This is a genomic window from uncultured Corynebacterium sp., assembly GCF_902489365.1.
Lineage (GTDB): Bacteria > Actinomycetota > Actinomycetes > Mycobacteriales > Mycobacteriaceae > Corynebacterium.
The window spans coordinates 1-16,720 of the sequence record NZ_CABTZR010000050.1 but is presented as its reverse complement, the minus strand read 5'-3'; the positions used below and the strand labels follow the sequence as shown (position 1 = coordinate 16,720).

The following is a 16,720-nucleotide window of genomic DNA, read 5'->3' as shown; positions in this document are numbered from 1 at the left end:
CGCACCAAGTACGTGGCGGTATCTTCTAGCCCTACGTTGCGTGCAAGCGGAATCAACCCTTCGTTAAGAACAGCATCACGCAGCAAGTTGGCAAAGACCACGATGACCGCGCCCACCACGATGAAGGCCGTGAGCCCCCACATCACTGACCACGTGCGGATGATGCCACGGCCTTCCACCCGGCCATACACAGTGTTGGCAGTGCGAGAGAAGGCCCGCACATACGCCGAAGCAGAAAACAGTGAAATGGCCAGGGAAAGGATCAGGGCCAACGTGCCCTGCGCGCTGGAGCCGATAATCATGCCGACAATCGTGTGGGCTTGCTCAGAAAGCGAACCGGGAACGTACTGCTCAATGAACTCTGAGGTCAGCTGCTCCACTTCCGCTTGGCGGGAGGAGAAAACCAGCGTGGCAATCGAATAAGCTGCCAGCACCGTGGGCGCAAAAGCCATAAGGGTGAAGTAGGTCATCCCAGCGGCACGGTCCATGAAGGCATCGTGGAAGAAGTCATTCCACGTGCGGCGAACAATCAGGCCCCAGCTCTCCTTGCGGAGCCGGTTGTCTCTGGAGAAAGGGTCGCGCTCCTCATCGTGGCCCTGGACCTCCAGGATGGTCGAGCTCTTCCACGGCACGATGGTCTCTGGTCTCTCGACCGGAATGGCGTTGCCGACAATCTCCTCTTCGCTCATATCTGACCAGCGTATGCGGCACAGCCCGCATTCAGGGGAAGGACACTCAGGCCACAGGCTAAGCCGTGGTTACACTGGGGAGGCATGACTGAGAAGAACTCCGAAAACACGATCAACGTAAAGTCCTTCGAGCTTGACCACCGGCTTGTCGACGCCCCCTATATCCGCGTCGCCGACCGCACCGACCTGGGCGGCGGGGTCGAGATTATCAAGTATGACCTGCGCTTCTGCCAGCCCAACAAGGAGCACCTCGGCACCGAGGCACTCCACTCGGTGGAGCACATGATGGCCAACTTCATGCGCAACTACACCGACAAGCTCATCGGTTTTGCACCAATGGGGTGCCGCACCGGTTTCTACGCCATCACCAACGGCATGGAGCAGGACGAGCTGCTCCGCGCTGTCGAGGGCGCGCTCAATGACATCCTCAATGCCACCGAAGTTCCCGCCGCCAACGAGGTGCAGTGCGGCTGGGGCGCTCACCACTCGCTCGAGGGCGCACAGGAGGCTGCGCGCGATTTCCTCGCGGCGAAGGATGAGTGGCTCACCGTCATGGCCTAAATTCTCACGCCCAGCCAGATGGGCTCCGGCTCCAGCGTCACGCCGAAGGCCTTCTGAACCCCGGCGCGGATCTCGCGGGCTAGCGCAACGATGTCGTCTGCAGTGGCCTCACCGCGGTTAGTCAGCGCCAGGGTGTGCTTGGTGGATAGCGTTGCGCGTGCACCGGTCTCGATACCTGGGTAGCCCTTGGCAAAGCCGGCGCGTTCGATGAGCCAGGCAGCGGAAAGCTTTTCTTTTCTTTCTCCCGACGCGGTGGAAGGCACCGCATGGCGCGGCATGCGGTCCGCGTCTTCGTCACCGCGGGCGGTGCGAACGGAGGCTTGGATGGAATCAGCCAGCTGCGGCTCCACGATGGGGTTGGTGAAGAAGGAGCCGGCGGACCAGGTGTCGTGGTCTTCTGGGTCGAGAACCATGCCCTTGCTGCGGCGCAACGCCAGCACCTCCTCGCGGACTTCGGCGACGGGGCGGCGCTCACCGGGGTTCTGGGTGAGCTGGCCAAAGCGCAGGGGCTTGGACAATCCATCGGTGGTCAGCTGGAGCTCGATGGCCAGCACCACGCCACGTCCGGTGAACTTCAGGTTGGAGTAACGATAGGCCAGCTCTAATTCTTCCGCCGGTACCCACGTCGCCGTGCGGGTAGCGCGCTCATAGAGGTAGACCTGCGTGAGGACGTCGGAGGTCTCCGCACCATAGGCGCCGACGTTCTGCACCGGCACGGCACCCGCATTGCCCGGGATGCCAGAAAGGCACTCGATGCCGCCCAGACCGCACTCCACGGTCAGGGCCACGACGTCATCCCACACCGCGCCCGCATCAGCGCGCACGAGGCCGTTGGCCACGGTGACGTCGATGTCCTCGAAGTCGAGCACCACGACCACAACATCCAGCTGGCTGTCCGCCACCACGAGGTTGGAGCCGCCGCCGACGACGAGGTAGTCCTGGGAGGCGTCGTCAAGCGCGGCCAAAGCTGCAATCGCTGCCTGTGCGCTGTCGCAGCGCACCGTCACCAGCGGTGCACCACCGATGCGCAGCGTCGTGAGATCGGCGAAGGTGGTCTCGGAATCCAGAGTGACTCCGTCAATGTCAGCGAGGGTCAGGAATTTATCTAGCACGTCTACCAAGGTAGTCTGTAACTCATGTCAACCCGTAGCGAAAACACCGTTATCATCAACCAGCCCATCGATAAGGTGCACAAGGCACTGACCACTCAGGAGTACTGGGACTTCATCGTGGCCAAGCTGTCCCCGGAACCAGGTACCGTGCACGAGTTCACCGGCAACACCGCTGTGCTCTACGAAATTCTTCCGACCTCCCTCCTTCCGGAGGCCGTTCGCGCCATGGTCTCCCAGGACCTGAAGGAAAAGCGCACCGTGACCATCGGCGAGTTGGTCGACGATCAGATTTCCGTCTCCTTCACCGCTGACGTCAAGGGCACCCCGGTCGATTTCAAGGGTGACATCACCTACAAGGCCCAGGATGAGACCACCGTTCTGGATTACGTCACTGAGGTTTCCGTCAACATCCCGATGATGGGCGCTGCCATCGAGCCGAAGGTCGCTGAAGCTCTGCAGGAGCTCTACACCAACGAGGGCAAGCTCACCGAAGAGTGGATCTCCAACAACCTCTAAACAACTCCCTACACCACAGTTGTTGCTATGGCCGATCACGCGCATAACCTGAAGGCTCAGGAAAGCGCTGGTCGGCCTTTTGGCGTTATTACCCGCGGCACCACCAACCCCAACCGCCTGCGCCGCTGCGATCGGTGGATGGTGGCGCACCCGGAAATCTCTTCGCTGCTGCGCTCCACTCAGGATCCGCTGGCTCTCGACGTCGGCTACGGTGCCTCCCACACCACCACCGTGGAGTGGGCTGGCTGGCTGCGCAGCGTTAACCCGCATACCCGGGTAATGGGCCTAGAGATTTCCCCCGAGCGCGTCCTGCCGCCGCGCGATGGCGTCACCTTCGAGCTCGGCGGCTTCGAGCTTGCCGGCTACCGCCCGCAACTGGTGCGCGCCTTCAATGTGCTGCGCCAGTACGACGTCGACCAGGTGGAGAAAGCCTGGAGCACGGTGACCTCACGCTTGGCGCCCGGTGGGTTCTTCGTGGAGGGAACCTGCGACGAACTGGGGCGCAGGGCCGCCTGGGTGCTTCTCAGCGCCGCCGGTCCACGCACCCTAACCCTGGCGTGGGATCCTTTCGACGTAGAGCGCCCTAGCGATATTGCGGAGCGCCTGCCCAAAATCCTCATCCACCGCAACGTGCCGGGTGAACCAATCCATGAGCTCTTGCAGGCGGCCGACGCCGCCTGGGACCGCGCCGCCGGCTGGTCTCCTTATGGTCCGCGGGTGCGCTGGCGCATGGCGCGTAAAGAGCTCCGGCAGACAGTCCCCATCCACCCGGTGAACCGCCGCCTGCGGGACAACGTGCTCACAGTGGATTGGGACGTGGTAGTTGGCCAACCTTAAGCCAGTGCGCCACACTAGTAGTCATGGCTTCTAAATCTCCCGCCTCAACGGCCTGGAAAATTTTCATCGGCGTACTGGTGACGCTCCTGCTCATCATCTTGCTTGCTGAGCTTGGCCTGCGCTGGTTCTTGGGCTCGCAGATGAAGAGCGAATTCACCCAGTCCGCCAAGGAGCAGGGCGTGGAGACCTCCGAAGAACCGGAGGTAAGCTTCGGTGCCAGCCCCATGGTCTTTGGTTTGCTCAACGGCAAGATTCCGCAGATGGATATGAAGACCCCGTCCACGCTGAAGATTGAGGGCACCACCATCACCGGCCAACCGGCCGCTGATGTCCACGTCGAAGACATGACGCTGTCCCAAGAGCCGGTCGCGGGCACTCTGCGGGCCTCGACCACGGTCCCGGATCAGTTCCTGCTCGCCAGCTTCCAAAAGGCTATTGCTGAGCAGTCCGGCTATGACGCCTTGGGAAACCTCGTGGTGACCGCGATTACCGCCAACGATGCCGAAGATGACCTCGAAGTGGAATTTGCCGGCGGCCTGGCCACGCTCTCGCTCAAGCCGGAGGCTCGCGATGGCAAACTCGCCATCGATGCGAAGGAAGCATCGCTCTTCGGCTTCGACCTGCCCGAGCAGGCCACTTCCGCGATCTCGAATGCCTTGGCCGAAGGCATGGAGGAACAGCTCGCGGGCCAAAAGCTCACCTTTGAATCCGTGGATGTTGGGGCTGGCGAGCTCACGCTGACCCTCATTGGCCACGACGTTCCGATGAGCGAGCTCGATTCCGCCACAGCACCAGCACCGGAATCGACACCGGCCAACTAAGACTTAAGAACTAGAGCGCAGGCTCTCTACGGTGAGCTGCGTGTCCAGGTCTTCGTCGTCTGAAACGACGGAACCGGGATCAACAAGGCATTGATAGCCCGCCTGCTCCGCCAGGCGGGCTATTTCTGTCAGCGGCAAGCGCGGGTCTTCGGGAAGAATGAGCCCCAAGCGCACGGGCAGCGGGCAGGCCTCGCGGAGGGTGACGAGCTCGGAGAGGAGCGAGGTGGCATCCCCTAGCAGCGCATCCACCGCAACCCACACCTCGGCCGCACCAGACTGAACTGCCAGCCGCGCCTCCGCCGCCTTCACCAAGGAGTGGTGGCGCCCAGTGGGATAACCGGCAACAGAAATAACGTGCTCGGCGCCCTCAGCGGCAAGCACGTGGTGCGGGGAGACAAGCACTCGCTGCTGCCCCGCGGACTGAGTTCGCACCTCCTCCAGGGAGGCCTCAAGCAGGTTCAGCATTAGTAGGAATAATCGCCGTTGATGATGGCCTTGAGCTGCGGGCGCACATCAAACCAGTACACACCGGTAATGATGGCGCCAATCCAGCTGACAAAGGGCAGAGGCAGGTTCATCACCACAGCGGAACCGAAGAGCAGCCCGACCCACACCCATTTGTTCTGGCGGTCACCGGCGCGGAAGGCGTCCTCCCGCGTCATCGCTGCCAGGACGGCACCAAAGAGGGCGAAGAGGGATACCGCCATGAAAATGTACTGCGGTATCGACGCAATAATGTTTAGAAAAGTGTGCATCAAGAAAGACTAACTAGTTCTCGTCAACTACTTCGCCGTCAATGACATCGTCATTCGGCTTCGGGGCATAAGGGTTGCGCGGGCTCTGCGGCTCCTGCGGCTGCTGGGCATGCTTGCCCTCCGCGCGCTGCTCCTTGGCGTTGTTGATAGCGCCCTGCACGCCCTCACGGGTCTCGTTGAAGGCGGTGTTGAAATCCTCACGAGCCTTCTCGAAGGACTCCGAGTTGCGGGTCTCACGGGCGGCGGAGGACACAGACTCCCCAATATTCTTCGCCGTGGAGGTCACGCGGTCGAAGAAGGACTCCTCCTTCGCAGTGCCATCACCCATGCCCGCCTCATCGGCGGCGCGGGCAATGCGATCCGCCTGCGCGCTCTGGGCTTGGTTCTGGCGCTCCTCCTTGAAGCGGCCACCAAAATCCTTGGCCACATCAAAAGCAGAGGAACCGGCATTCTTGATTGAGTCAAATACGGACATGGTCGTCACTCCTTGTTAGACGCCAAAAAGCAGATGATTAACAGTGTAGATAACCAATCCAGCCAGCGCACCCACGACCGTGCCGTTAAGCCGAATGAACTGCAAGTCTTTGCCCACCATCAGCTCGATATTCTCGGAAGCCTCCTGGGCATCCCAACGCTTAATGGTCTCTGGAATAATCGCGATGATCTCCGGTGCGAACTTCTCCACCGCGTAGCGCGCGGCCTTATCCACCAGCTCGTTGGCTTGCGCTAGGAACTCCGAATCCTCCAACAGACGGTGCGCCAATTCCTTCACCTTGGCGGTGATCTTCTGACGCAGGAAGGACTCTGGGTCGGTGAGCTGCTCAATGAGCGTGGAGGACACCGTCGCCCACATCGCCGCCGGGGCTTTCTGCGCCTGATCGGAGGCCAGCATCTCCTGTTTGATTCCTTCAATGCGCCCACGCATGTCCTCATCCCACTGCAGGTCCGAAGCCAGCTTGGACAGGTTGCGGCGAATGGCCAAGCGGGCTTCGTGGTTGCCGTTGCGGCGGACCTCATCGGCGAATTCCACGAGCTCAGCATAGACCTTCTCCCCCACCATCTCGCGGGCAAAGCGTGGCGCCCAGCCGGGCATGCGCTCATCGATGGCGGTGACCACCGTGGATTCCATGCCGAGGATCTTGCCGTGTGCCCACTCAATGAGGTCATCCTCCAGCGGGCGCGCCTTACCTTCGGCGATATAGCCCTCCAGCAGGCGCCCCAGCGGCGGGCCCCACTCGGGTTCTGCCAGACGGTCCATGACTTGGGTGCGGATGAATTGCTCTGCCTCCGCCGGGTCTAGGTCTGCGACCACACTAGCTGCGCGCTCACCAATCCACGCGGAGACCTCCGCCGCCCGCCCAGGCTCAACACCCTGGCGCGCCAGCCACAGCGGAATCTCGGCCTCCCGCACCTTGGCGCTGAGCGCATCCGCGGTAAGGAAGTTCTCCTCCACGAAGTCCTTGAGCGCATCACCCACGCGGTCCTTGTTATTGGGGATGAGTGCGGTGTGCGGGATGGGCAACCCCATGGGTCGGCGGAACAGCGCGGTCACGGCGAACCAGTCCGCCAGTCCACCGACCATTCCTGCCTCCGCTGCCGCGCGCACGTAGCCCACCCAGACGGGAGCCCCGCTTGCCGACGCCTGCCACCACGAGCACCCCAAAAAGATCACCGCCGCACCAATCAGGAAAGACAGCGCAATCGCCTTCCAGCGGCGCAGGTCTGCCCGCCGCGCCTCCTGGTTTCCTGGCTGCGGCACAAACGACGTCTGCGACGCCGACGTCTCCTGAGCCGGCTTAAGCCCTGCGTCTGCGCGGTGCGTCATGGGTTGGTTCTCCTTAGTGTTTCGAAGACGGAGTGAAGCTTCGTTCTATAACACTAGTGCGCCCATCGGACACACTCGATCGCTGCCAACACTAAGATCGACTGCTAGCTTTATGAACGCCAGCCTGCCGAGGGCCCGTTTGTGGTTCCGTGATTCACGACCCCCTTACAGTGACGCGCCAGGGCATCTTTCGTGTTGGCGTAGCCGAGGGCGGTCGCCACGTCCCGGCCGCAGAACAGGACCTGCCTGCCCGAGGTGATGGTTCGGAGCGTGCCGAACTCGTGGTTGGTGAACACTTGTAGTCCGGTAGCCATGACCGGCTCCTTATCTGAGAGCCGGGTAGACAATCGCGGGCGCGGGATGCGCCAGGCTCTCACCTGTCAGGCACGGCAGCCACCGAAACCGGACACGGCGGGAGGAAGGCTCTCGCCCATACGCCCCTGCGGACCGACAAATCCGGACGGGTCAGAGGGCACACTGGTGTGTGAACGTACCGATGGTTCCGCGCCCCGTGCTCTTGCTTCGGCGTCATGAACAAAGTAGCCTTGTAGTCAACATGACCGGTTCCGCTGCCCGCCTCGGTGGGAGTCCAGGGCCGGTCTTCGTTTTCGTATCAAACAGGGGTGCGCGTGGAGCAGGTGAAGCAGTTCAAGACCTACGGTGAACAGGTCGAATTGCTTCGTCAGCGTGGGATGCGAGTGAATGATCCCCAACATGCTGAGACGCTGCTGGCTCGATTGAACTACTACCGCTTGTCCGGATACTGGTACCCGATGCGCCGTTTCTCCCAAGGCGACGGCACTGCCCAAGATGAATTCGTTGAGGGAGCATCGTTTGGCCTAGTGGTAGCCCTCTATGAGTTTGACGAACAATTGCGCCACAGCGTGTTCATCGAGCTTGATCGCGTGGAGTTGGCTATTCGAACCAAGCTCGGTCACGAACTGGGTCGCCTTGACCCGCTGATCTATTTGGATCCCCAGCGTTTGAGCGCCCGGGCACAGCAGCGAAACAAAGACGGGCGTAGCGTGCATGAGGTGTGGCTGAGAAAGTACCAGTCGGCATTGAAAGCGTCGAAGGAGGACTTCGTCGCCCACCACAAATCCAAATATGGCGGGACTCTACCCATCTGGGCGGCTGCCGAAATCATGGATTGGGGGATGCTGTCGCACCTGTACGGCATGTCGCCCAATATCGTGCGCAAACGGATTGCCGAGCCCTGCGGCCTAACTGGTCCTCAGCTTGAATCATGGCTGAAATCCTTGAATATTCTGCGTAATTACGCAGCTCATCATGCAAGGATGTTCAACCGTGTTTACGACATCAAACCGAAACTGAACAATGACGTCAGGCTGGCTCCGGCAGCTGAAGGAATGAATCGCGTGTTCGGGCAGCTCTCCCTTATCCAATACTTGCACCGCCAACTGGACTTGTCTCCAGCCGACCGGCTACCGAAGCTGCTCTACACCTACCCGCACAATCCCATCGTGCCGTTTTCTCGCACAGGAGCACCTGACAACTGGCGCGAGTTGCCTCTCTGGCGCGTCTAACCTTTGCGGTAATAGTCGCATTCGTACCCGTCGGCGTCGAGTGGGAGGCCTGCTGCCCAGTCGGGTGGGGTCGTCATGAGCTGGCAGGCATCGGCGATGGTGAAGCCGGAGTCCTCGGGTTCGTCAATGACGATTTCGTCGTGGACGTACAAGCAATCCGGCCTCACTTCGCGCTACATACTCCAAAGTCGCCCCCACGCTGAGTTGTCCCCGCACGAATTCAGGGTGTGCGTCGAACGCCTCCTCAGAGGTGCGCTCGCCTAGATTCCAGTTTTCAATGCCACGTGCCCCCGCTTCTACATGGCCCCAGGCCGATTATTGTGCGGGCTGCACCCCGCGGCCATGATCCCAGAACTGAGTTCCCTCACCTTCGCTTCACCGTACAGGTAAGGAAAGGAATTTACTTTCTCACCACACCTAGACTAAGGTTAGGCTCGGCTAATCCAGGGTAGCCTTACCTTTACCTATCACTACCCTTCGACCAGCCAAGTTACACACGAGAAAGTTCTAAAATGTTCATTGCCGCTTTCCTGGTCGGCCTCCGCGAGGGCTTGGAAGCATCCCTTATCGTCGGCATGGTGCTCGCCGCCATCCAGCGCCGTAGTAGCTCTGCCACCGACGAGGGTCACCTGAACACCGCAGCCCGCACTGTGTGGGTCGGCGTGGTCATGGCAGCAGCAATCTGCACGGCACTCGGCGCACTCTTCACCTTCGGCCGCTACGGATTGTCCTTCCGTGCCCAGGAAGCGATCGGCGGCATCATGTCACTGATCGCGGTGGCCATGATCACTGGCATGGTCCTCTCCTTGAGCAACAAGGGCGGGAAACTGCGCACCATGCTCGAGGACAAAACAGGCGTTGCGCTGACCAAGGGCAAGCAGGCCATGTTCTGGCTCGCGTTCGTCGCCGTTGCCCGCGAAGGCATCGAACTGACCCTCCTGCTGTGGGGCTGGATGACCACCCCTAGTGCGGTCATTGGCGCGTTCGCCGGCATTGGCGTTGCCATCATAATGGGCTGGCTGATCTACCGGGGCGCTCTCCGCCTGGATCTCGGCACCTTCTTCACCTGGTCGAGTGCTTTGCTCATCGTCGTTGCGGCAGGCATCCTCGCCTACGCCATCCACGATCTCCAGGAGGCGCAGTTCCTCCCCGGGCCGTTCTCCGGCGCACCGATTGCCCCCACGCACCCGCGCACAGGCGAGGTCCTGACCGGGTTTGCCACGTACCCGTTCTGGATGGCGTCGTTCCCGTTCGGCTGGGCGTTCAACCTCGACGAGTTCATCGACCCCGCCGGAATCACCGCCGCACTGCTCCAAGCTTTCACCGGATTTATGCCGCAAATGTCCTGGCTGCAAGTCATCGCCTGGGCCGCGTACCTCGCTGTCATTGTCCCTATCTTTGTGGGGCATGTGCGCGGTGGGCAACGCGGTGTCGTTCATAAGCAAAGCAACAAGACTTCCTCCGCACACAACGAAAACTCTCGAAAGGTCTCATAATGAAGCGCTCCCCCGCCATCATTGCTACACTCGCTCTCACTCTCTCACTGCCTGCGTGCGTGAAAAACAGCAGCGGCGATACCATCGATGTCCAAGCCAAAGAAGACTCCTGCACGGTCGCCACAAACTCAGTAGAATCCGGCACCAGCACATTCTCCATCACCAATTCCGGCGAGCGCGTCACTGAGTTCTACCTGCTGGCCGAAGACGGTCTCCGCGTCATCGCCGAACGCGAAAACATCACCCCTGGCAGCACCGCAGACCTCACCGTACAACTTGAACCCGGCTCCTACTTCACCGCCTGCAAACCAGGCCTGCGCGGACCGAACATTGGCCAAGCCGAGTTCACAGTGACCGGCGAAGCGATCAAGTACGACGAATCCGACGAAAAGCGCTTCAACGAAGCACGCGACAACTACGTCGCCTTTGTCAAGAACGAGGTCGCAAAACTGCTGCCAAAGGTTGAGGAATTCGCCGCAGCCTACGCTGCAGGTGACGACGACAAGGCCAAGGAGCTCTACGCCACGACCCGCGTGCACTACGAACGCATCGAGCCTATCGCTGAGGCTCTCGGCGTCCTCGACCCACGCATCGACTACCGCGAAGTGGACTACATCGCCGAAGCAGACCAGCTGGAAAAGGACGACCCGACCTTCACCGAGTGGCTCGGATTCCACCGCATGGAAAAGGACCTGTGGCTGCCGGCTGCCGACGCCAAGAACGCCGACGGTGCACCCGCCCGCGAGGGATGGGAGCCGTCGTCGCCGCAAAAGCGTCGCGAGATCGCAGACGCACTCGTCGCCGACATCGAAACCCTCAATGACACCGTGCAGGCCGACGACTTCGCCGCAGAGAACGACATCACCGTCGACACCGTGTCCAACGGCGCGATGGGGCTGCTCGAAGAGGTAGCCACCACCAAGGTCACCGGCGAAGAAAACTGGTGGTCGCACAAGGACCTCTACGACTTCCAGGCCAATATCCAAGGCTCGCGCATCGCATTCGACATGGTCAAGAGCATCGCCGCAGAGCGCGGTGAAGAAGGCGCGAAGCTTGTCAGCGAGATCGAGCAGCGTTTCGACGCCATCCAGTCCCTCCTCGACGAATACGGCAGCCTGGAAACTGGCTACGTCGACTACGACGAAGTCGACGCCGGCCAGCAAGCAAAACTCACCCGCGCCATCGACGCGCTGCGCGAGCCGCTGTCCAACCTGACCGGCACAGTGCTGGGCCTCAACGTTGATACTGAGGCTGATACTGATTCTGATTCGGGGGCGGAATCCTAAAATGAGCGGGTTCAACCGACGCACCTTCTTGGCGCTTGGCGGTGTCAGCGCCGTCGGGGCCGCCACTGCCGCCTGCTCGCGGGAAGAATCCCGTGGGACATCTGGCGACATCGACGGTGCTGCGAACGACGAGCTGATCATCGACTTCACCGGCGAACATCAAGCCGGGATTATCACCCCGATGCAGAACAGCCTTCACTTCGCAGCCTTCGACTTGGATGAGAAGGCCTCCCGCGATGACCTCGTTGACCTCCTGCAGCGTTGGACCGATGCTGCTCGACGGTTGACGCTCGGCGGCGAAGTCAGTGCCAAGGGTGCCTTCGGCGGTGGCGCAGACTTCCCACCCGACGATTCCGGTGAAGCCTTCGACCTAGGCCCCTCCGCCCTGACCATCACCATTGGCTTCGGCCGCAGCTTGTTCCGCGACCAGTTCGGCCTTGCCGACAAACTACCAACCGAGTTCACCGCGATGCCGCCGATGACCAACGACTTTCTCAACCGTGAGCAGTCCGACGGCGACATCTGCATCCAAGCATGCGCCAACGACCCTCAGGTAGCTACTCACGCTATACGCAACCTGACCCGCTTAGCTGTGCCCGATGCTGCGCTGCGCTGGTCCCAGATCGGTTTCGGCAAAGCCGCCGTGACCACTCGTGAAGAAAGCACCCCACGCAACCTCTTCGGGCAGAAAGACGGCACCGCAAACATCCGTGCCGAAGATGCTGATGCGTTGGATGAGCACGTGTGGATTCCGGCGAGTTCTTCCCAACCCTGGGCAGCTGGGGGAAGCTACCTGACGGCCCGACGCATCGCCATGAACATCGAGGTGTGGGATACCCTGCAGCTCAAGGAGCAGGAACGTGTCACCGGCCGTGATAAATTCGAGGGTGCTCCACTGACGGGCACCAACGAATTCGACGAACCAGATTTCGCCGCCACCAACGAGCGAGGCCGTCCCGTCATCGACCATGGTTCCCACGTATTTAATGTGCACCCAGATCAAAACGGTGGCATCCGCATGCTGCGCCGTGCGTTCAACTACGTGGACGGCTCCAACGAACAGGGAAGACTCGACGCAGGCTTATTCTTCATGGCTTTCACCCGCACCGTGGACCGGTTCGCCACCGTGCACCAGTCCATGTCGCGTGACGAGATGCTCCTTGAATACCTCAAAACCACTAAAACCGGTAGCTACCTCATTCCGCCCGGCGTGGGTGACACCGGCTTCATCGGTGAGGGAATGTTCGCTTAGAGCCACGCGACATAGCTTTAGGGCTGTCCTCAGAGCAGAGGGTTCGGTGCCGTCGATAGGGGCGTCGCCAAGCGCCTGCTCCCCTTTTACCACCAAACTAGAAATAAGCGAGGCCAATTTTGGCAAATCTGTCCTTATCTCTTGACGTGCTCGGAAAGGTCCTGTAGCGCCACTTGAAAGTGACAGAAATCACAAGGAGTTTGCTATAAACGGCTCAAGATCAGCTAAAAGACTTGCCGGGACCGCTTCAGCAGCCCTGATATTCTTTGCATGCAATTCAATCCCGCCTCAACCTGCAGAGGCCGAAGATGCCCCCGCCAGCGCTGAGCGTCAAACCGTGGACACCGACCGACTAGAAGCGTACGCACAACAAGAAGGTATTAGTACCGAGGAGGTTTTCTACCGGGCTGCCAAAGAACTAGAGGCTAGTTCCCTCGAACGAAATTTAAATCCAAATGGAACCCACTACGTGTATAGCTTTACGGATGGCAGCGCCTTAAGCTTCCCCACGGCTGCGGAATTCGAAAACCGAATGAGCGCTGGGTTCGAGAATGGGCAAATCTGGTTGGAGCTAACGCCATTCGAACAGAAAATGGCTGCTTCCGGAGGGCTAGTCGGCATTGAAGCAGCAGTTTGCCTCGCAGGCCCAGCCGCGTGCATCATTGGGGAAGTAATTGCCGGCAGCTTGGGTTTTTATGTGACCAAACGAGGAGTTTGCCCCAATGACCAAAGGATGACACTTTACTTCACTCGCTCTGGTTCTCTAAGCTGGGCACGTTGCGGGAGCAAATAAGATGCATGTCCCAATGTCTCGATCCCTGATTCCCCTCGGAATCGTAGTAGTTGCAGCAGGGTTCCTCGCGTTCGGTGTTATCAACCTAACGAATTTTCTATGGGTAACGGGAACCCAGGTGGCGGCATCTGCCATTCTTTTCGCGATTGCATTAGCAGGATCCAAAAATGATAAGAGGAAGCAGCACGAAGATACTTCTCGTTAGTGCGTACAGTTAACAGCACAGTGTGATCGATCGAAGCTTATTGCAGCTTTTGACGTCGCTAAGCGCCCAGCTCCCTGCCTTCTTCTTTGTAAAACCCCTCCCGCACACCTGGCCTAGCCCGAAACGCCAGCAACCCCCACCTCCTCACATGGTCTCCCATGTGTTTGGAGGTGGGGGTTGTGGTGTCAGTACAGAAACTTAGGCGTTCAACGTCCTAGGAGGTGCCTAGTTGATGCGGCCGGTTTCCTTGCGGTACTGGCGGTAGTAGCGGCGGCCGAAGTGGACGGAGCCGACGGCCAGGACAGCGATAACAACGAGGGAGATAGCACCCACGATGATGTTCGGCTGATAGTCAGCACCAGCGGTGCCATCCGGGTAGAGCCACGTACCGAGGCCCCAGATGAGGATGCCAGCTGCCGGCAGCATCGAGAGAACCAAGCCCATGCCTACCCAGGTGGAGGTGCGCAGCAAAGAAGAGTGCGGTGCGCCGTAAGAAACGGGGTCATATCCCTCGATGTAGGAGTCCTGAATCTTACCGGAGAACTCCGGGTAGGTCTCGCTGTGGTGATCAGCAACTGCCGGGTTGAGGTCGCTCATGGCTGAAACTTTCTCTCGTTCCTGTTAATCCTGTGAATGACTATAGCTTAGTCGTCCTTGCCGCGGAAAGCAGCACGTGCACGTTCGCGGGTAACCGCGGAAACCGCGGTCAGCGGCACACCAGCCGGGCAGACGTCGGCACACTCGCCGAAGAGCGAGCAGTGGCCGAAGTTCTGCTCCAGATCGTCCACCATGTTGCGTGCGCGGCGGCCACGCTCTTCCTTGCCCAGCGGCATGAGGGAGAGGTGAACCAGCTTGGCACCGGTAAACAGGTGTGCAGCACCGTTCGGGCAGGATGCCACGCAGGCACCGCAGCCGATGCAGGCGGCGTGATCCAGGGCGTACTCGGAGGTCTCGTGGTTGATGTGCAGGGTGTCAGCATCCGGAGCGGTACCCGCATCCATGGATACGTAGCCGCCCTGCTCCATGACGTGGTCCAGCTTGGCGCGGTCCACGATCATGTCCTTGATGACCGGGTAAGCAGCGGAGCGGAAAGGCTCCAGCTTGATGGTATCGCCGTCCTTGAACTGGAAGAGGCGCTGCTGGCAGGCTGGGGTGTTCTGGCCCGGGCCGTGCGGGCGACCGTTGACCAACAGGCCACAGGTACCACAGATACCCTCGCGGCAGTCGGAAGCGAATGCGAACGGCTCGGTGCCGGCCTCAATGAGGCCGTCGTTGACGTGGTCGAGCAGCTCCAGAATGGACATCTGCTCGGCGGCGTCGTCAACCTGCACGGTTTCGAACTTGCCTTCTTGCGTCGGTCCGGCTTGACGCCAGATCTCAAGTGTCAGTTTCATTACTTGTAGTTCCTTGTCATCAGCGGGATCGAATCAAAGTACAGCGGCTCAGCGTGGCGGATGAACTCGCCCTCAGCAGCGCCCGGCTCCCATGCGGAAACAAAGCACCAGTTCTCGTCATCACGCTCGGCCTCGCCATCCTCGGAGAGGTGGTCCTCGCGGAAGTGAGCACCACAGGACTCGTCGCGGTCAAGGGCATCAATACACATGAGCTCGCCCAGGTCGATGTAGTCAGCAACGCGCAGACCGTACTCGAGGACTTGGTTCATATCGTTGGCCTCACCAGTGATGCGGACGTTAGCCCAGAAGTCCTTGCGCAGTTCGCGGATCTTCTCGATGGCAACCTTGAGGTCCTCGACGTTACGGGACACGCCGCAACCCCAGTAGAGGATGTCACCCAGCTGGCGGTGGTAGTACGCCGGACCGTGTGGGTCCGCACCCTGGATGGACATGAGGCGATCAATGCGAGCCTGAGCGCGAGCGACAGTCTCGTTGGCCTCAGCAGAGTCCTCAGCCAGCTTGGCCTCACCCAGGTGGTGTGCCAGGTAGTTCGGGATGGTGAACGGAAGGGTGAACCAGCCGTCGACGGAAGCAGACAGCAGGGAGTTCGCACCCAGGCGGTTGGCGCCGTGGTAGGTCCAGGAGCACTCACCGGAGGCGAAGAGACCGTCGATGGCGGTCATCTCATTGAAGTCCGTCCACAGGCCACCCATGGTGAAGTGGCAGGTCGGGGCGATACGCATCGGGGTCTCATAAGCGGACTCACCAATGGCCTCTTCGTACATTTCGATGAGGTTGGAGTAACGCTCACGAATCTTGTCCTTGCCCAGACGCTCGATGGCGTCGCGGAAGTCCAGGTACACGGAGTTGTGCAGCGGACCAACGCCTAGACCCTTGTTGATCTGCTGGGAGATGGCACGGGACGCCACGTCACGCGGGACGAGGTTACCGAAGGCCGGGTAGCGGCGCTCCAGGAAGTAGTCGCGCTCCTCTTCCGGAATCTCGTTGGCAGGGCGGTCATCCTTCTCCTTGATCGGAGACCAGATGCGGCCGTCGTTACGCAGCGACTCGGACATGAGGATGGTCTTGGACTGCCACTCGGAGTTCACCGGCAGGCCAGTCGGGTGGAACTGGATGAATGCCGGGGAAGCCAGGTAAGCACCGTTCTCGTACGCACGCATCATGGCGCCGGCGTTCGAGTTCTTGGCCAGCGTGGACATGTGGTAGACGTTGCCGTAACCGCCGGTACCGAGGATAACTGCGTGGCCGGTGAAGGCCTTGAGCTCGCCGGTGATGAGGTTACGGGTCACGATGCCGCCGGCGCGCTTCTTGCCACCGTCGTTGTAAGTGATGATGTCCTGCAGGTCGTGGTGAGCGAAGAGCTCAACATTGCCCAGGCCAATCTGGCGGTAGAGCGCAGAGGTGGTGGACAGCTGCAGCTGCTGGCCTGTTTGGCCACGGGTGTAGTAGGTACGGGAGACCTGCACGCCACCGAAGGAACGGGTAGCCAGGGTGCCGCCGTATTCGCGAGCGAACGGAGCGCCGATGGCGTTCATGTGGTCGATGACGCGGATGGACTCATAAGCCAGGCGCCAGCAGTCGGACTCGCGGCAGCGGTAGTCGCCGCCCTT

19 protein-coding genes are annotated in these 16,720 nt (G+C 60.5%); 8 read left to right on the top strand and 11 right to left on the bottom strand.

Annotation, left to right across the window (positions count from 1 at the left end; genetic code table 11):
- On the bottom strand, positions 1-689 hold a 689-nt coding region (locus RDN59_RS08360), incomplete at its 3' end, for a YihY/virulence factor BrkB family protein (protein ID WP_308607436.1).
- An 84-nt stretch (positions 690-773) separates the two neighbouring features.
- On the opposite strand from RDN59_RS08360, the gene RDN59_RS08355 reads away from it, so the two are divergent.
- A complete protein-coding gene (locus tag RDN59_RS08355; protein WP_308607435.1) occupies positions 774-1,250 on the top strand; it encodes an S-ribosylhomocysteine lyase in 477 nt (158 codons plus the stop codon).
- Here the strand turns inward: RDN59_RS08355 and RDN59_RS08350 are convergent.
- Entirely contained in the window at positions 1,247-2,362 is a 1,116-nt protein-coding gene (locus tag RDN59_RS08350; RefSeq protein WP_308607434.1) for a UDP-N-acetylmuramate dehydrogenase, read from the bottom strand. The genes RDN59_RS08355 and RDN59_RS08350 overlap by 4 nt on opposite strands.
- A 24-nt stretch (positions 2,363-2,386) precedes the next feature.
- Between RDN59_RS08350 and RDN59_RS08345 the strand changes: the two genes are divergently transcribed.
- The 3 genes from RDN59_RS08345 to RDN59_RS08335 are packed head-to-tail and all read left to right on the top strand — an operon-like array spanning position 2,387 to position 4,536.
- Positions 2,387-2,878: a DUF2505 domain-containing protein gene (locus tag RDN59_RS08345; protein WP_070526146.1), complete on the top strand. Its 492-nt coding sequence runs from the start codon at positions 2,387-2,389 to the stop codon at positions 2,876-2,878.
- 27 nt (positions 2,879-2,905) lie between these two features.
- Entirely contained in the window at positions 2,906-3,715 is an 810-nt protein-coding gene (locus RDN59_RS08340; RefSeq protein ID WP_308607433.1) for a class I SAM-dependent methyltransferase, read from the top strand.
- Positions 3,716-3,738: 23 nt separating this feature from the next.
- Complete coding sequence (locus RDN59_RS08335) at positions 3,739-4,536, top strand: DUF2993 domain-containing protein (RefSeq protein WP_308607432.1); 798 nt, start codon at positions 3,739-3,741, stop codon at positions 4,534-4,536.
- A gap of 3 nt (positions 4,537-4,539) precedes the next feature.
- Here the strand turns inward: RDN59_RS08335 and RDN59_RS08330 are convergent, their stop codons facing one another.
- The 5 genes from RDN59_RS08330 to RDN59_RS08310 form a co-directional block, all read right to left on the bottom strand.
- A complete protein-coding gene (locus tag RDN59_RS08330; RefSeq protein WP_308607431.1) occupies positions 4,540-5,001 on the bottom strand; it encodes a deoxyribose-phosphate aldolase in 462 nt (153 codons plus the stop codon).
- On the bottom strand, positions 5,001-5,291 hold the full coding sequence (locus RDN59_RS08325) for a DUF2516 family protein (protein ID WP_308607430.1): 291 nt from the start codon (positions 5,289-5,291) through the stop codon (positions 5,001-5,003). The genes RDN59_RS08330 and RDN59_RS08325 overlap by 1 nt, the downstream gene beginning before the upstream one ends.
- Positions 5,292-5,304: 13 nt before the next feature.
- Positions 5,305-5,766, bottom strand: coding sequence for a CGLAU_01105 family protein (locus RDN59_RS08320; protein ID WP_070444004.1), 462 nt, complete (start codon positions 5,764-5,766; stop codon positions 5,305-5,307).
- Positions 5,767-5,781: 15 nt separating this feature from the next.
- Complete coding sequence (locus RDN59_RS08315) at positions 5,782-7,116, bottom strand: DUF445 family protein (protein WP_308607429.1); 1,335 nt, start codon at positions 7,114-7,116, stop codon at positions 5,782-5,784.
- 110 nt (positions 7,117-7,226) lie between these two features.
- A complete protein-coding gene (locus RDN59_RS08310; RefSeq protein WP_269948812.1) occupies positions 7,227-7,430 on the bottom strand; it encodes a BRO family protein in 204 nt (67 codons plus the stop codon).
- Positions 7,431-7,745: 315 nt separating this feature from the next.
- On the opposite strand from RDN59_RS08310, the gene RDN59_RS08305 reads away from it, so the two are divergent.
- Complete coding sequence (locus RDN59_RS08305; protein ID WP_308607428.1) at positions 7,746-8,663, top strand: Abi family protein; 918 nt, start codon at positions 7,746-7,748, stop codon at positions 8,661-8,663.
- On the opposite strand, the gene RDN59_RS08300 is transcribed toward RDN59_RS08305, so the two are convergent.
- Positions 8,660-8,815 (bottom strand): hypothetical protein, encoded by a 156-nt coding sequence (locus RDN59_RS08300; protein WP_186302152.1) that lies wholly within the window; start codon positions 8,813-8,815, stop codon positions 8,660-8,662. The two genes, RDN59_RS08305 and RDN59_RS08300, sit on opposite strands and share 4 nt — an antisense overlap.
- Before the next feature lie 360 nt (positions 8,816-9,175).
- Between RDN59_RS08300 and RDN59_RS08295 the strand changes: the two genes are divergently transcribed.
- From RDN59_RS08295 to efeB, 3 genes are read left to right on the top strand one after another with little or no spacing between them, the layout of a single operon-like run.
- A complete protein-coding gene (locus tag RDN59_RS08295; protein WP_144791868.1) occupies positions 9,176-10,159 on the top strand; it encodes an FTR1 family protein in 984 nt (327 codons plus the stop codon).
- Positions 10,159-11,445, top strand: a complete 1,287-nt coding sequence (efeO, locus tag RDN59_RS08290) for an iron uptake system protein EfeO (protein ID WP_144791866.1) — start codon at positions 10,159-10,161, stop codon at positions 11,443-11,445. The genes RDN59_RS08295 and efeO overlap by 1 nt, the downstream gene beginning before the upstream one ends.
- 1 nt (position 11,446) lies before the next feature.
- Positions 11,447-12,697 carry an iron uptake transporter deferrochelatase/peroxidase subunit gene (gene efeB / locus RDN59_RS08285; protein ID WP_144791864.1) on the top strand — a complete coding sequence of 417 codons (1,251 nt, stop codon included), beginning with the start codon at positions 11,447-11,449 and terminating at the stop codon, positions 12,695-12,697.
- A 1,223-nt stretch (positions 12,698-13,920) separates the two neighbouring features.
- On the opposite strand, the gene RDN59_RS08280 is transcribed toward efeB, so the two are convergent.
- The 3 genes from RDN59_RS08280 to RDN59_RS08270 form a co-directional block, all read right to left on the bottom strand.
- Entirely contained in the window at positions 13,921-14,292 is a 372-nt protein-coding gene (locus RDN59_RS08280) for a hypothetical protein (protein ID WP_308607427.1), read from the bottom strand.
- Between the two features lie 47 nt (positions 14,293-14,339).
- The gene (locus tag RDN59_RS08275) at positions 14,340-15,089 is read right to left on the bottom strand and encodes a succinate dehydrogenase/fumarate reductase iron-sulfur subunit (RefSeq protein ID WP_308607426.1); all 750 of its coding nucleotides are present in this window, start codon (positions 15,087-15,089) and stop codon (positions 14,340-14,342) included.
- Positions 15,089-16,720: fumarate reductase/succinate dehydrogenase flavoprotein subunit (locus RDN59_RS08270; RefSeq protein ID WP_308607425.1), on the bottom strand; the 1,632-nt coding region annotated here is incomplete at its 5' end. The genes RDN59_RS08275 and RDN59_RS08270, both read right to left, overlap by 1 nt.

Excerpts from the sequence above, each read along its gene's own strand:
- RDN59_RS08355 (WP_308607435.1), top strand. The coding sequence starts at position 774 with ATGACTGAGAAGAACTCCGAAAACACGATCAACGTAAAGTCCTTCGAG.
- RDN59_RS08345 (WP_070526146.1), top strand. The coding sequence starts at position 2,387 with ATGTCAACCCGTAGCGAAAACACCGTTATCATCAACCAGCCCATCGAT.
- RDN59_RS08340 (WP_308607433.1), top strand. The coding sequence starts at position 2,906 with ATGGCCGATCACGCGCATAACCTGAAGGCTCAGGAAAGCGCTGGTCGG.
- RDN59_RS08335 (WP_308607432.1), top strand. The coding sequence starts at position 3,739 with ATGGCTTCTAAATCTCCCGCCTCAACGGCCTGGAAAATTTTCATCGGC.
- RDN59_RS08330 (WP_308607431.1), bottom strand. The coding sequence starts at position 5,001 with ATGCTGAACCTGCTTGAGGCCTCCCTGGAGGAGGTGCGAACTCAGTCC.
- RDN59_RS08325 (WP_308607430.1), bottom strand. The coding sequence starts at position 5,291 with ATGCACACTTTTCTAAACATTATTGCGTCGATACCGCAGTACATTTTC.
- RDN59_RS08320 (WP_070444004.1), bottom strand. The coding sequence starts at position 5,766 with ATGTCCGTATTTGACTCAATCAAGAATGCCGGTTCCTCTGCTTTTGAT.
- RDN59_RS08315 (WP_308607429.1), bottom strand. The coding sequence starts at position 7,116 with ATGACGCACCGCGCAGACGCAGGGCTTAAGCCGGCTCAGGAGACGTCG.
- RDN59_RS08310 (WP_269948812.1), bottom strand. The coding sequence starts at position 7,430 with ATGGCTACCGGACTACAAGTGTTCACCAACCACGAGTTCGGCACGCTC.
- RDN59_RS08295 (WP_144791868.1), top strand. The coding sequence starts at position 9,176 with ATGTTCATTGCCGCTTTCCTGGTCGGCCTCCGCGAGGGCTTGGAAGCA.
- efeO (WP_144791866.1), top strand. The coding sequence starts at position 10,159 with ATGAAGCGCTCCCCCGCCATCATTGCTACACTCGCTCTCACTCTCTCA.
- efeB (WP_144791864.1), top strand. The coding sequence starts at position 11,447 with ATGAGCGGGTTCAACCGACGCACCTTCTTGGCGCTTGGCGGTGTCAGC.
- RDN59_RS08280 (WP_308607427.1), bottom strand. The coding sequence starts at position 14,292 with ATGAGCGACCTCAACCCGGCAGTTGCTGATCACCACAGCGAGACCTAC.
- RDN59_RS08275 (WP_308607426.1), bottom strand. The coding sequence starts at position 15,089 with ATGAAACTGACACTTGAGATCTGGCGTCAAGCCGGACCGACGCAAGAA.